This window comes from Geobacillus sp. FSL W8-1251, from assembly GCF_038005945.1.
Classification (GTDB): Bacteria; Bacillota; Bacilli; order Bacillales; family Anoxybacillaceae; genus Geobacillus; species Geobacillus stearothermophilus.
The window spans coordinates 513366-528612 of record NZ_JBBOUF010000001.1 but is presented as its reverse complement, the minus strand read 5'-3'; the positions used below and the strand labels follow the sequence as shown (position 1 = coordinate 528612).

The window sequence follows — 15247 nt, the reverse complement described above, 5'->3', positions numbered from 1 at the left end:
AGTCTTGCTGAAAGATGAGGCAGGCGGAGGCACAAAAACCACAAGGAAACAGGAGGAGCATGCATGTCAGTCATTTCAATGAAGCAATTGCTTGAAGCTGGCGTCCATTTCGGACATCAGACGCGCCGTTGGAACCCGAAAATGAAAAAATACATTTTCACGGAGCGCAACGGCATTTATATTATCGACTTGCAAAAAACGGTGAAAAAAGTCGAGGAAGCATACAACTTCGTCCGCGAACTGGCGGCGAACGGCGGCAAAATTTTGTTCGTCGGCACGAAAAAACAAGCGCAAGAATCCGTGAAAGAAGAAGCCGAACGCTGCGGCATGTTTTATGTCAACCAACGCTGGCTTGGCGGCACGCTGACAAACTTTGCAACGATCCAAAAGCGGATCAAGCGGTTGCGCGAAATTGAAAAAATGGAAGAAGATGGCGTATTTGACGTTCTTCCGAAAAAAGAAGTCATCGGTTTGAAAAAAGAAAAAGAGCGGCTTGAGAAATTTTTAGGCGGCATTAAAGACATGAAAGAACTGCCGGATGCGCTGTTTGTCATCGACCCGCGCAAAGAACGGATTGCAGTGGCGGAAGCGCGCAAGTTGAACATCCCGATCATCGGCATTGTCGACACGAACTGCGATCCGGATGAGATCGACTACGTCATTCCGGCGAACGACGACGCCATCCGCGCCGTCAAACTGTTGACGTCGAAAATCGCCGATGCGGTGCTTGAGGCGAAACAAGGCGAAGAAGCCGCTGTGGCAGCAGAGTAAGGCAAGGTGGAGGAAAGGTGATAAGAGGGGAAAGCCTTTTATCACCTTTTTTTAGACAAAAGTCAGCAACTTTTGGCTATACTAACGAATAAGGGCAAAATGGGCATCCGTTGCCGGCATCGATACATATATGCGATCAAAAGAAGGAGGATTTATTCATGGCAATTACAGCACAAATGGTCAAAGAGCTGCGCGAAAAAACGGGCGCAGGCATGATGGACTGCAAAAAAGCGCTCACCGAAACAAACGGCGACATGGAAAAGGCGATCGACTGGCTGCGTGAAAAAGGGATCGCCAAAGCGGCGAAAAAAGCGGACCGCATCGCGGCGGAAGGAATGACGTACGTCGCTGCTGAAGGCAACACAGCCGTCATTTTGGAAGTGAACTCGGAAACGGACTTCGTCGCCAAAAACGAGTCGTTCCAAACGCTCGTCAAAGAGCTGGCCGCCCACTTGCTGAAACAAAAACCAGCTTCGCTTGACGAGGCGCTCGGGCAAACGATGGACAACGGCGCGACCGTCCAAGACTACATCAACGAAGCGATCGCCAAAATCGGCGAAAAAATTACGCTCCGCCGCTTTGCCGTCGTCAACAAAGCGGACGGTGAAACGTTTGGCGCGTACTTGCACATGGGCGGGCGCATCAGCGTATTAACGTTATTAGCCGGCAACGCCAGCGAAGAGGTCGCCAAAGACGTGGCCATGCATATCGCCGCGCTCCATCCGAAATATGTTTCGCGCGAGGATGTGCCGGAGGAAGAACTTAACCGCGAACGCGAAGTATTGAAACAGCAGGCGTTAAACGAAGGCAAGCCGGAAAATATTGTCGAGAAAATGGTTGAGGGCCGTTTGAAAAAGTTTTACGAAGACATCTGCCTGCTTGAGCAAGCGTTCGTCAAAAATCCAGATGTCACAGTGCGCCAATATGTGGAATCGAACGGGGCGACCGTTAAACAGTTCATCCGCTATGAAGTCGGTGAAGGGCTTGAAAAGCGCCAAGACAATTTCGCTGAAGAAGTCATGAGCCAAGTCAGAAAGCAGTGATGGACCGCAACAGGGAACACGCGCGTGTTCCCTGTTTTTCAAAGCGATTTGCATCATGGAGGTCGGACATGGAACAGCCAAAATATCGACGTGTCGTATTAAAATTAAGCGGGGAAGCGCTCGCCGGAAAGCAAGGGTTTGGCATTCAGCCGGCGGTGATCCAGTCGATCGCCAGACAAGTGAAAGAAGTGGCTGAGCTTGGCGTGGAAATCGCCATCGTGGTCGGCGGCGGCAACATTTGGCGCGGAAAAACGGGAAGCGAAATGGGGATGGACCGGGCGACAGCCGATTATATGGGGATGTTGGCGACGGTGATGAACTCGCTTGCCCTGCAGGACAGCCTCGAGCAGCTCGGCGTCGAGACGCGGGTGCAGACGTCGATTGAAATGCGGCAAGTCGCCGAGCCGTACATCCGCCGGCGGGCGATCCGCCATCTTGAGAAAAAGCGGGTCGTCATTTTTGCTGCCGGCACGGGCAACCCGTATTTTTCGACCGATACGACGGCGGCCTTGCGGGCGGCGGAAATTGAAGCGGACGTCATTTTAATGGCGAAAAACAACGTCGACGGCGTCTACAGCGCCGATCCGAACGTTGACGCCAACGCTGTTAAGTACGACGAGCTGTCGTACTTGGACGTCATCAAGCAAGGGCTTGGCGTCATGGATTCGACTGCTTCATCGCTTTGCATGGACAACAACATTCCGCTTATCGTCTTTTCAATCATGGAAGAAGGCAACATTAAACGCGCTGTCTTAGGCGAAAACATCGGAACGATCGTAAGGGGGAAATAACGATGGCAAAGCAAGTGATTCAACAGGCGAAAGAAAAAATGGATAAGGCCGTGCAAGCATTCACCCGCGAGCTGGCAAGCATTCGCGCCGGACGGGCGAACGCCGGGCTGCTCGAAAAAGTGACGGTTGATTATTACGGCGTCCAAACGCCGATCAACCAGCTTGCTTCGATCAGCGTGCCGGAAGCGCGCCTGCTCGTCATCCAGCCGTACGACAAATCGGTCATCAAAGAGATGGAAAAAGCGATTTTAGCATCGGATTTAGGGTTGACGCCATCAAACGACGGATCGGTCATCCGCCTTGTCATTCCGCCGTTGACGGAAGAGCGGCGCCGTGAGCTGGCCAAGCTTGTCAAAAAATATTCGGAAGATGCGAAAGTCGCGGTTCGCAACATCCGCCGCGACGCGAACGACGAGCTGAAAAAGCTCGAGAAAAACGGCGAAATTACGGAAGACGAACTTCGCAGCTACACTGATGATGTGCAAAAACTGACCGATGACCATATCGCCAAAATCGACGCCATCACAAAAGAGAAAGAGAAAGAAGTTATGGAAGTATAGGCAAAACGATGCAAACCCTCTATGTTGATGGAGGGTTTTTTTGCTATAATGGAAAGGCAAAACACGATCCCGGAGGACTCGTATGTTTAATAAAATCCGAAAAGCGAAGCGGGAAGATGCCCCGCTGACAAAAGAGGATGTGCTTGGCCATCCGATTCCGAACCATGTTGCCATCATTATGGATGGGAACGGGAGATGGGCAAAAAAACGGGCGCTGCCGAGGGTGGCCGGCCATTACGAAGGCATGCAAGTCGTGCGCAAAATCACCCGTTTTGCCAATGAGCTTGGGATCGAAATTTTATCGCTTTACGCGTTTTCGACGGAAAACTGGAAACGGCCGAAAACGGAAGTCGACTATTTAATGAAGCTGCCGGAACAGTTTTTGACGACGTTTCTTCCCGAGCTCGTCGCCGAAAATGTCAAAGTCCAAGTGATCGGTCATACGGAGGCGTTGCCCGATCATACGCGCCGGGCGGTTGAGCAAGCGATTCACGAAACGAGCGGCAACACCGGCTTAATTTTAAACTTTGCGCTCAATTACGGAAGCCGGGCGGAGATTGCCGCCGCTGTAAAGCGGATCGCTGAGGATGTCAAGCGCGGGGTGCTCGCGCCGGACGATATTACGGAGCCGCTCATTTCCTCATACTTGATGACGAACGGCCTGAAAGATCCGGACTTGCTCATTCGCACAAGCGGAGAGATCCGCCTGAGCAATTTCATGCTTTGGCAATTGGCGTATACGGAACTTTGGTTTACGGATGTCTTATGGCCGGATTTTACGGAGCAACATTTTCTAGAGGCGATCGCTGCCTACCAGCGCCGCGACCGCCGGTTTGGAGGAGTGTCAGCGCGATGAAGCAGCGAATCATCACCGGAGTCATAGCGGCGGCGCTCTTTTTGCCGATTGTTATTTTTGGCGGATTTCCGTTTATAATAGTAACATATATATTGGCCACGGTCGGACTGTTTGAGCTGCTGCGGATGAAAGGGATGTCCCCGTTGTCTTTCGCTGGGGCCGCCGGGTTTGCCGCCCTTTGGCTCCTGCTTGTTCCCGCTCTTTACGGCCAAGAATGGCTGGCGTCCGGGACGACAAAGTTCGGTGTGCTGGCCGCGCTCGCTTTTTTGCTGCTTGTCGGCACCGTCGTGACAAAAAATGCGCTGACGTTTGATGAGGCAGCATTTGTCGTGCTGGCGGTTTTGTATGTTGGCGTCGGGTTTTTCTGCTTCGCCGCGATCCGCTTGGCCGGCTTGGCGTACTTCGTCTACGCGCTGTTTGTCATTTGGGCGACCGACATCGGAGCGTATTTTCTCGGCCGCGCGTTCGGCCGGCGCAAGCTATGGCCGGAAATCAGCCCGAATAAGACAGTCGAAGGCGCCATTGGCGGCGTCGTCTGCGCTGTTGTCATCGCGGCCGTTTACGAATGGGCAGTCGGCCCGTTCGGCAGCCTTGGCGCAGCTGTGGGGATTGCGCTTTTGCTTTCGATGTTCGGCCAGCTTGGCGACTTGGTCGAGTCCGCTTTCAAACGCCATTACGGCGTGAAGGATTCGGGGGCGATTTTGCCGGGGCATGGCGGCATTTTGGACCGGTTTGACAGTCTGCTGTTTGTGCTGCCGCTCTTATACATATTCATCGAAGCAGTACGATAAGCGGATGAGGAGTGAAAATGTTGAAATATATTAGTATATTAGGGGCGAGCGGATCGATCGGCCAGCAAACGCTCGATGTCATGCGCGCTCATCCGGACAAGTTTCGTCTGGCGGCGGCATCGGTTGGGAAAAATGTGGAAGCGGCAAGAAAGCTGATTGCTGAGTTTTCCCCTGTTCTTGTCGCTGTCACCGACCGAGACGCTTACGAAGTGCTTCGCTGCGAGTACAGCGGGCGGACTGCAGTCGTGTACGGAGAGGAAGGGTTGGTGGAGGCGGCTATTTGCCCGCAGGCGGACGTCGTTGTCACCGCCGTCGTCGGCAGCGTCGGCCTCGTGCCGACATTAAAAGCGATTGAAGCCGGGAAGACGATCGCTCTCGCCAATAAAGAGACGCTTGTCGTTGCCGGGCATCTTGTCACGGCGGCAGCCAAGCGGCGCGGTGTGCCGCTGTTGCCGGTTGACAGCGAGCATTCCGCCATTTTTCAATGCTTGCAAGGGGAAAAGCGTGAACACGTGGAGAAGCTGATTCTGACCGCGTCGGGCGGGAGCTTTCGCGATCGGACGCGCGAAGAGCTCGCTCATGTGACGGTCGAAGAAGCGCTTCGCCATCCGAATTGGTCGATGGGGGCGAAAATTACGATTGATTCCGCCACAATGATGAACAAAGGGTTTGAAGTCATTGAAGCGCATTGGCTGTTTGGGTTGCCGTATAAGCGGATCGAGGTCGTGCTGCACCGAGAAAGCGTCATCCATTCGCTCGTCGAGTTTCGCGACACGAGCATCTTAGCCCAGTTGGGCACGCCGGATATGCGCATCCCGATTCAATACGCGCTCGCCTATCCGGAGCGGCTGCCGCTTGCGGCAGCCAAGCCGCTCGATTTGGCTGCGCTTGGGGCGCTCCATTTCGCCCCGGTCGATTTTGACCGTTACCGCTGCCTTCGCTTTGCTTATGAAGCTGGAAAACGCGGCGGCTCGCTGCCGACGGTGTTGAATGCCGCCAATGAGGAAGCGGTGGCGGCGTTTTTAGCCGGACGCATTCCGTTTTTGGCCATCGAGGAGTGGATCGAGCGCGCTCTTGAGCGCCATCAGCCGGTGGACGATCCGCAGCTTGAAGAGATTCGCGAAATTGACGCGGATGTGCGCGCTTATGTCCGCTCACTATTAGCATAAAGGTGGTTGAAACGTTGGAATCGATTATTTCGTTTATTGTTGTCTTCGGCGCTCTCGTCTTTTTTCACGAGCTCGGGCATTTGCTGCTGGCCAAACGGGCCGGCATTTTGTGCCGCGAGTTTGCCATCGGGTTCGGACCGAAAGTGTTTTCGTTTAAGAAAAGCGAAACGGTGTATACGATCCGGCTTTTGCCGCTTGGCGGTTTCGTCCGCATGGCCGGCGAAGACCCGGAAACGATCGAGCTGAAGCGCGGGCAAGTCGTCGGTCTTTTGCTTGACAGTGAAGGACGGGTGGAAAAAATCGTCCTCAACCATAAGGACGATTATCCGAACATTCGGGTCGTTGAGGTGGAAGACGCTGATTTGGAGCATGGCATGTATGTCACCGGCTATGCCGACGGCGAGCGGCTGGAGCGGTTTGCGGTGAAAGAACCGGCGTTTTTTGTCGTCGACCGCCAAGAAATTCAAATCGCCCCGTACCACCGCCAATTTGCGGCAAAAACGCTCGGGCAGCGGACGATGACGATTTTGGCCGGCCCGCTCGCCAACTTTCTATTGGCCGTCCTCGTCTTTATCATCATCGGCCTTTTGCAAGGCTACCCGGTCGATAAGCCGGTCATCGGCGAGCTGACGCCGGATGGAGCGGCGCGCGCGGCGGGGTTGAAGCAAGGGGATGAGGTCATCGCCATCAACGGCGAACGGATGGAAACGTGGACGGAAATCGTCAACACGATTCGCGCTCATCCAGAGGAGCCGCTGGAGTTTCAAATTGAGCGGAACGGGAAAGACATGAGCGTGACCGTCACCCCGGAAGCGAAAACGATTCAAGGGGAGACGATCGGCTTAATCGGCGTCTATCAGCCGATGGAAAAATCGGTGTTCGGCTCCGTAAAGCAAGGGCTGGTCGAGACGTATTACTGGACGAGGGAAATTGCAACAGGGCTCGTTCAATTGATCACCGGCCAGTTTCAGCTTGACATGCTGTCAGGCCCGGTCGGCATCGCTGTATCGACTGGCAAGGTGGCGGAGTCCGGGATCTACTACTTGATGAAATGGGGAGCGATTTTAAGCATCAACCTCGGGATTGTCAACTTGTTGCCATTGCCGGCGCTAGACGGCGGGCGGCTCCTCTTTTTCGCCATTGAAGCCGTGCGCGGCAAGCCGGTCGACCGGCAAAAAGAAGGAATGGTCCATTTTATCGGTTTCGCCTTGCTTATGTTGCTGATGCTTGTCGTCACATGGAACGACATTCAAAAATTTTTCCTATAAAGAGAGAGAGAATGAGGTGGCTGTGAATGAGACAAAGTCAAGCGTTTATTCCGACATTGCGCGAAGTGCCGGCGGACGCGGAAGTGAAAAGCCATCAGCTGCTGCTGCGGGCCGGCTTCATCCGCCAGAGCGCGAGCGGAGTCTACACGTTTTTGCCGCTCGGGCAACGCGTGCTGCAAAAGATTGAAGCGATCATCCGTGAGGAGATGAACCGCATCGGCGGCATGGAACTGCTGATGCCGGCGCTGCAGCCGGCCGAGCTTTGGCAGCAGTCCGGCCGTTGGTATTCGTACGGACCGGAGTTGATGCGCTTAAAAGACCGGCACGAGCGCGATTTCGCCCTTGGGCCGACGCATGAGGAAATGATCACGGCGATCGTCCGCGATGAAGTGAAAACGTACAAGCGGCTGCCGCTTGTGTTGTACCAAATCCAAACGAAATTCCGCGATGAAAAGCGCCCGCGCTTCGGACTGCTGCGCGGCCGTGAATTCATGATGAAAGACGCCTATTCGTTCCATACGTCAAAAGAAAGTTTGGATGAAACGTACAACGACATGTATAACGCCTATTCGAATATTTTCCGCCGCTGCGGCTTAAACTTCCGTGCCGTCATCGCGGATTCGGGGGCGATCGGCGGCAAAGATACGCACGAGTTCATGGTGCTCTCGGACATTGGCGAAGATACGATCGCCTATTCCGACGCGTCCGACTATGCCGCCAACATTGAAATGGCGCCGGTTGTGACCACGTACGAGAAAAGCAGCGAGCCGCCGGCTGAATTGAAAAAAGTGGCGACACCGGGGCAAAAAACGATTGATGAAGTCGCTTCCTACTTACAAGTTTCGCCGGAGCGCTGCATCAAGTCGCTTTTGTTCAATGTCGATGGCCGGTACGTGCTTGTTCTTGTCCGCGGCGACCACGAGGCGAACGAGGTGAAAGTGAAAAATGTGCTCGACGCCACCGTCGTGGAGCTGGCGACGCCGGAAGAAACAGAACGGGTGATGGGGGCGCCGGTCGGCTCGCTCGGTCCGATCGGTGTCAGCGAAGCGGTCATGGTGATCGCGGACCACGCTGTTGCTGCCATCGTCAACGGTGTTTGCGGCGCGAATGAGGAAGGCTACCATTACATCGGCGTCAACCCGGACCGCGATTTTGCCGTCAGTCAATACGCCGACTTGCGCTTTGTCCAAGAGGGCGACCCGTCTCCGGACGGCAAAGGGACGATCCGCTTCGCTCGCGGCATTGAAGTCGGGCACGTGTTCAAGCTTGGCACGAAATACAGCGAGGCAATGAACGCCGTGTACTTGGATGAAAACGGCCAAACGAAGACGATGATCATGGGCTGCTACGGCATCGGCGTCTCCAGGCTGGTGGCGGCGATTGCCGAGCAGTTTGCCGATGAAAACGGGCTCGTCTGGCCGGCTTCGGTGGCGCCGTTTCATATCCATTTGCTGACAGCGAACGCGAAAAGCGACGAGCAGCGAGCGTTGGCGGAGGAATGGTACGAAAAATTGGGACAGGCAGGATTTGAAGTGTTATATGATGACCGCCCGGAGCGGGCCGGAGTCAAGTTTGCCGACAGCGATTTGATCGGCATTCCGGTTCGCGTCACCGTCGGCAAGCGGGCGGGCGAAGGCATCGTCGAAGTGAAAGTGCGAAAAACAGGCGAGACGTTTGACGTGCCGGTGGGCGAATTGACCGATACGGTGCGCCGCCTCTTGCAAGGGTGAACGAACGGCGCCGGCGAAAAAGAACGAGTTTCTTTTCCGTCGGCGCTTTTTGGCGTTTGTATGGTATGATTAGAAAGAGAAACGATTTCGTTGAGAGGGGAAATCATGGCCACGAAAGAACAAAAAGAGCGGTTTTTCGTTTTGCTTGAGCAACTGAAGATGACGTCGGATGAATGGATGCCGTATTTCCGTGATGCGTTCATTCGCAAAGTCGTGATTGATAAAGAAGAAAAAAGCTGGCATTTCTATTTTCAGTTCGCCAACGTGCTGCCGGCCGAGGTGTACAAATCGTTTACGGACCGCTTGGCGGCTGCTTTCCGCCATATCGCTGCCATCCGGTATACGATTGATGTCGAATCGCCGCGAGTAACGGAAGACGATGTGCGGGCGTACTGGCCGCTTTGCCTCGCCGAGCTACAAGAAGGCGTCTCGCCGCTTGTCGATTTGCTGAGCCGGCAGACGCCGGCGGTGAAAGGGAACAAGCTCGTTGTCACCGCCCGCCACGAGGCGGAGGCGCTGGCCGTCAAACGGCGGTTTGCGCAAAAAATCGCCGCGATTTACGCGTCGTTCGGTTTTCCGCCGCTTCAGCTGGAAGTCGACGTGCAACCGGCTGAGCAGGAAATGGAGCAGTTTTTGGCGCAAAAGCAGCAAGAAGATGAAGAGCGGGCGTTGGCGGTGCTGACCGATATGGCAAAAGAAGAGGAAAAGGCAGCAGCGGCTTCTCCATCCGGCCCGCTCGTCATCGGCTACCCGATCCGCGACGAGGAGCCAGTGCGTCCGCTTGAGACGATCGTTGAGGAAGAACGGCGCGTTGTGGTGCAAGGGTATGTGTTTGACGCTGAGGTGAGCGAGCTCAAAAGCGGCCGCACGCTGTTGACCATGAAAATCACCGATTACACGAACTCGATTTTAGTCAAAATGTTCTCGCGCGACAAAGAGGACGCCGAGCTCATGAGCGGCGTCAAAAAAGGCATGTGGGTGAAAGTGCGCGGCAGCGTGCAAAACGACACATTCGTCCGCGATTTGGTCATCATCGCCAACGATTTGAACGAAATCGCTGCAAACGAACGGCAAGATACAGCGCCCGAAGGGGAAAAGAGGGTCGAGCTCCATTTGCATACCCCGATGAGCCAAATGGACGCGGTTACCTCGGTGACAAAACTCATCGAACAAGCGAAAAAATGGGGTCATCCGGCGATCGCCGTCACCGACCATGCCGTTGTTCAGTCGTTTCCGGAGGCCTACAGCGCGGCGAAAAAATACGGCATGAAGGTCATTTACGGCCTTGAGGCGTACATCGTCGACGATGGCGTGCCGATTGCCTACAATGAAACGCACCGCCGTCTTTCGGAGGAGACATACGTCGTCTTTGACGTTGAAACGACCGGGCTGTCGGCTGTGTACAATACGATCATTGAGCTGGCGGCCGTCAAAATCAAAGACGGCGAGATCATCGACCGGTTTATGTCCTTTGCCAATCCGGGACATCCGCTGTCCGTGACGACGATGGAATTGACCGGAATCACGGACGAAATGGTGAAAGACGCTCCGCAGCCGGATGAGGTGCTGGCCCGTTTTGTTGACTGGATTGGCGATGCGACGCTTGTGGCCCATAACGCCAGCTTTGACATCGGGTTTTTAAACGCAGGCCTCGCCCGCATGGGACGCGGCAAGCTCACCAATCCGGTCATTGACACGCTTGAACTCGCCCGCTTTTTGTATCCGGATTTGAAAAACCACCGGCTGAACACGCTTTGCAAAAAGTTCGACATTGAACTGACCCAGCACCACCGCGCCATCTACGACGCGGAGGCAACCGGGCATTTGCTTATGCGGCTATTGAAGGAAGCGGAAGAGCGCAGCATACTGTTTCATGACGAATTAAACAGCCGCACGCACAGCGATGCGTCGTACCGCCTGGCGCGCCCGTTCCATGCGACGCTGTTGGCGCAAAACGACATCGGGCTGAAAAACTTGTTCAAGCTCGTCTCGCTGTCGCACATCGATTATTTTCACCGCGTGCCGCGCATCCCGCGCTCCGTGCTGGTCAAGCATCGTGAAGGGCTGCTCGTTGGCTCGGGCTGCGACAAAGGCGAGCTGTTTGACAACTTGATCCAAAAGGCGCCGGAGGAAGTCGAAGACATCGCCCGCTTTTACGATTTTCTTGAGGTGCATCCGCCCGAGGTGTACAAGCCGCTCATTGAAATGGATTACGTCAAAGATGAAGAGATGATCCAAAACATCATCCGCAGCATCGTCGCCCTTGGCGAAAAGCTCAACATTCCGGTCGTCGCCACCGGCAACGTCCATTATTTAAATCCGGAGGACAAAATTTACCGGAAAATTTTAATCCATTCGCAAGGCGGGGCGAACCCGCTCAACCGGCATGAGCTGCCGGATGTGTATTTCCGCACGACGAACGAAATGCTGGATTGCTTCTCGTTTTTAGGGCCGGAAAAAGCGAAAGAAATCGTCGTCGACAACACACAAAAAATCGCTTCGTTAATCGGTGAAGTGAAGCCGATCAAGGATGAGCTGTACACGCCGCGCATCGAAGGGGCGGACGAGGAAATCAAGGAAATGAGCTACCGGCGGGCGAAAGAAATTTACGGAGACCCGCTGCCGAAACTTGTTGAGGAGCGGCTTGAAAAAGAGCTGAAGAGCATTATCGGCCACGGATTTGCCGTCATTTACTTAATTTCGCATAAGCTCGTCAAAAAGTCGCTCGATGACGGCTACCTTGTCGGGTCGCGCGGCTCGGTCGGCTCATCGTTTGTCGCGACGATGACGGAAATTACCGAGGTGAACCCGCTGCCGCCGCATTACGTCTGCCCGAACTGCAAACATTCCGAGTTTTTTAATGACGGTTCGGTCGGGTCGGGCTTTGACTTGCCGGATCAAAACTGCCCGCAATGCGGGACGAAATACAAAAAAGACGGGCATGACATCCCGTTTGAGACGTTCCTTGGCTTTAAAGGCGACAAAGTGCCGGATATCGATTTGAACTTCTCCGGCGAGTACCAGCCGCGCGCCCACAACTATACGAAAGTGCTGTTTGGCGAAGACAACGTCTACCGCGCCGGAACGATCGGCACGGTCGCCGACAAAACGGCGTACGGGTTTGTGAAAGGCTATGCGAGCGACCATAACTTAGAGCTGCGCAGCACGGAAATCGACCGTCTGGCGGCCGGCTGCACCGGAGTGAAGCGGACGACTGGGCAGCACCCTGGAGGCATTATCGTCGTTCCCGATTATATGGAAATTTACGACTTTACGCCGATCCAATATCCAGCCGATGATACGTCATCGGAATGGCGGACGACCCATTTTGACTTCCACTCGATTCATGACAATTTATTGAAGCTCGATATTCTTGGGCACGACGATCCGACGGTCATCCGCATGCTGCAAGATTTAAGCGGCATCGATCCGAAAACGATCCCGACCGACGACCCGGACGTGATGGGCATTTTCAGCAGCACCGAGCCGCTTGGCGTTACGCCGGAGCAAATTATGTGCAACGTCGGCACGATCGGCATCCCGGAATTCGGCACGCGCTTTGTCCGGCAAATGCTCGAAGAAACGAAGCCGAAAACATTTTCCGAGCTCGTGCAAATTTCCGGTTTGTCGCACGGCACCGATGTATGGCTTGGCAACGCGCAAGAACTCATTCAAAATGGCACGTGCACGCTTTCTGAGGTGATCGGCTGCCGCGACGACATTATGGTCTATCTCATTTACCGCGGGCTTGAGCCGTCGCTGGCGTTTAAAATTATGGAATCGGTGCGCAAAGGGAAAGGATTGACGCCGGAATTTGAGGCGGAGATGCGCAAGCATAACGTGCCGGAATGGTACATCGACTCGTGCAAAAAAATCAAATACATGTTCCCGAAAGCGCACGCGGCGGCCTACGTGTTGATGGCGGTGCGCATCGCCTACTTTAAGGTGCACCATCCGCTTTTGTATTACGCGTCGTACTTTACGGTGCGGGCGGAGGACTTTGACCTTGATGCCATGATCAAAGGATCAGCCGCCATTCGCAAGCGGATTGAGGAAATCAACGCCAAAGGCATTCAGGCGACGGCGAAAGAGAAAAGCTTGCTCACGGTGCTGGAAGTGGCGCTGGAAATGTGCGAGCGCGGCTTTTCCTTTAAAAATATCGACTTGTACCGCTCGCAGGCGACCGAATTTGTCATTGACGGCAACTCGCTTATTCCGCCGTTTAACGCCATCCCGGGGCTCGGGACGAACGTGGCGCAAAACATTGTGCGCGCCCGCGAAGAAGGGGAGTTTTTGTCAAAAGAAGATTTGCAGCAGCGCGGCAAAGTGTCGAAAACGCTGCTTGAGTATCTCGAAAGCCGCGGCTGCCTCGACTCGCTTCCGGATCATAACCAGCTGTCCTTGTTCTGACGGACGGTTTTTCGTTGCAATATATTTCCCAATGTGTTATAGTTTTAGTGGAATTGGCAAAGATAATGGCAAACAAAGAGTGGGGAAACCCACTCTTTCGTCTTGAATGAGCATCGGTCTTTCCGTCTTTCGTTCATTCCCGCCTTGTGCAGGGGATTTTCTCATTATGCAGCATGCAGCCTTGCCCAGTAAGGAGGAACACGATGAGCAAAAAAGTGACAGAAACGGTTGAACAGCTTGTCGCGCCGATTTTGGACGAAATGGGGCTCGAGCTGGTGGACATCGAGTATGTGAAAGAAGGAAAAAACTGGTTTTTGCGCGTCTTTATTGATTCAGACACCGGCGTGGACATTGAACAGTGCGGCGTCGTCAGTGAAAGGCTAAGCGAAAAGCTCGACGAGGTCGACCCGATTCCGCACAACTATTTTTTAGAAGTGTCATCGCCGGGAGCGGAGCGGCCGTTAAAAAATGAAAAAGATTTTGTAAGAGCAATTGGGAAAAATGTATATATCAAAACATACGAGCCGATTGCAGGAGAAAAGCAGTTTGAAGGGGAATTGACCGCTTTTGACGGGACGACCGTGACGCTGTCGGTCAAAGACCGCGGGCGGCAAAAAACGGTCGCCATTCCGTATGAAAAAGTGGCGAGCGCTAGATTAGCCGTCATTTTCTCTTAATGATAAAAGGGGGATTTTCGTTTCATGAACACGCAGTTGCTTGAGGCGTTAGCCGATCTGATGCGGGAAAAAGGCATCAGCAAAGAAGTGATTATGGAAGCCATTGAAGCGGCGCTCGTTTCCGCGTACAAGCGCAATTTCGGCCAAGCGCAAAACGTGCGCGTCGATTTAAATATGGAAACAGGGACGATCCGCATGCTCGCCCGCAAAGACGTCGTCGAAGAGGTGACCGATCCGCGTCTTGAAATTTCGCTTGAGGAGGCGCAGCGGATCAATCCGAACTATCAAATCGGCGATGTCGTCGAATTGGAAGTGACGCCGCGCGATTTCGGGCGCATCGCTGCGCAAACAGCGAAACAAGTCGTGACCCAGCGCGTGCGTGAAGCGGAGCGGAGCATCATCTACGCCGAATTTGTCGACCGCGAAGAGGACATTATGACCGGCATCGTCCAGCGCATTGACCCGCGTTTTGTCTATGTCAGCCTCGGCAAGGCGGAGGCGCTTTTGCCGGCGAACGAACAAATGCCGAATGAAACGTACAAACCGCACGATCGGCTGAAAGTGTACATTACGAAAGTGGAAAAGACGACAAAAGGGCCGCAAATTTTCGTCTCCCGCACTCATCCGGGCTTGCTGAAGCGGCTGTTTGAGCTTGAGGTGCCGGAAATTTACGACGGGACGGTTGAAATCAAGTCGATCGCCCGCGAAGCCGGCGATCGTTCCAAAATTTCCGTCCATTCCGACAATCCGGAAGTCGATCCGGTTGGCGCCTGCGTCGGGCCAAAAGGGCAGCGCGTCCAGGCGATCGTCGACGAGCTGAACGGGGAAAAAATTGATATCGTCCGCTGGTCGGCCGACCCGGTGGAGTTTGTCGCCAATGCGTTAAGCCCAGCGAAAGTGCTGCGCGTCATCGTCAATGAAGAGCAAAGGGCGACGACCGTCATCGTTCCGGACTACCAGCTGTCGCTCGCTATCGGCAAACGCGGGCAAAATGCCCGTCTGGCGGCAAAATTGACCGGCTGGAAAATCGATATTAAAAGCGAGTCCGAGGCGCGGGACATGGGCATTGATCCGTATGCGCCATCCACTTCGCTTGATTTCAACGGCGCGGCGGCCGATAATGGAAATAGTGATGAGAACGTCCAATCATTCGATGCATCGGCGGAAATCGAGTGAGGGGG

At 54.3% G+C, this 15247-nt stretch carries 12 protein-coding genes; all 12 read left to right on the top strand.

The features are described 5' to 3' along the window. The first annotated feature begins 63 nt into the window (after positions 1–63). The 12 genes from rpsB (at position 64) to nusA (ending at position 15242) form a co-directional block, all read left to right on the top strand. Positions 64–771: a 30S ribosomal protein S2 gene (rpsB, locus tag NSS88_RS02645; RefSeq protein WP_021322279.1), complete on the top strand. Its 708-nt coding sequence runs from the start codon at positions 64–66 to the stop codon at positions 769–771. Positions 772–929: 158 nt separating this feature from the next. Next, a complete protein-coding gene (gene tsf / locus NSS88_RS02640; protein WP_033016875.1) occupies positions 930–1814 on the top strand; it encodes a translation elongation factor Ts in 885 nt (294 codons plus the stop codon). Positions 1815–1882: 68 nt separating this feature from the next. Next, complete coding sequence (pyrH, locus tag NSS88_RS02635; protein ID WP_033008098.1) at positions 1883–2605, top strand: UMP kinase; 723 nt, start codon at positions 1883–1885, stop codon at positions 2603–2605. A 2-nt stretch (positions 2606–2607) separates the two neighbouring features. After that, the gene (gene frr, locus NSS88_RS02630) at positions 2608–3165 is read left to right on the top strand and encodes a ribosome recycling factor (RefSeq protein ID WP_033008096.1); all 558 of its coding nucleotides are present in this window, start codon (positions 2608–2610) and stop codon (positions 3163–3165) included. 82 nt (positions 3166–3247) lie between these two features. Further along, positions 3248–4021 (top strand): isoprenyl transferase, encoded by a 774-nt coding sequence (locus NSS88_RS02625; RefSeq protein WP_055358420.1) that lies wholly within the window; start codon positions 3248–3250, stop codon positions 4019–4021. Then, positions 4018–4812, top strand: coding sequence for a phosphatidate cytidylyltransferase (locus NSS88_RS02620; protein WP_049624612.1), 795 nt, complete (start codon positions 4018–4020; stop codon positions 4810–4812). Before NSS88_RS02625 ends, NSS88_RS02620 begins: the two co-directional genes overlap by 4 nt. Positions 4813–4832: 20 nt before the next feature. Next, positions 4833–5981 (top strand): 1-deoxy-D-xylulose-5-phosphate reductoisomerase, encoded by a 1149-nt coding sequence (gene dxr / locus NSS88_RS02615; RefSeq protein ID WP_055358543.1) that lies wholly within the window; start codon positions 4833–4835, stop codon positions 5979–5981. A gap of 2 nt (positions 5982–5983) precedes the next feature. Continuing rightward, complete coding sequence (rseP, locus tag NSS88_RS02610; protein WP_171697966.1) at positions 5984–7249, top strand: RIP metalloprotease RseP; 1266 nt, start codon at positions 5984–5986, stop codon at positions 7247–7249. Between the two features lie 26 nt (positions 7250–7275). Beyond that, entirely contained in the window at positions 7276–8979 is a 1704-nt protein-coding gene (locus tag NSS88_RS02605) for a proline--tRNA ligase (protein WP_047818151.1), read from the top strand. A 105-nt stretch (positions 8980–9084) separates the two neighbouring features. Beyond that, positions 9085–13389 (top strand): PolC-type DNA polymerase III, encoded by a 4305-nt coding sequence (locus NSS88_RS02600; protein ID WP_341082908.1) that lies wholly within the window; start codon positions 9085–9087, stop codon positions 13387–13389. A 203-nt stretch (positions 13390–13592) separates the two neighbouring features. Continuing rightward, on the top strand, positions 13593–14066 hold the full coding sequence (gene rimP, locus NSS88_RS02595) for a ribosome maturation factor RimP (protein WP_033008087.1): 474 nt from the start codon (positions 13593–13595) through the stop codon (positions 14064–14066). Between the two features lie 24 nt (positions 14067–14090). Further along, positions 14091–15242, top strand: a complete 1152-nt coding sequence (gene nusA / locus NSS88_RS02590) for a transcription termination factor NusA (protein ID WP_341082907.1) — start codon at positions 14091–14093, stop codon at positions 15240–15242. Positions 15243–15247 lie beyond the last annotated feature (5 nt).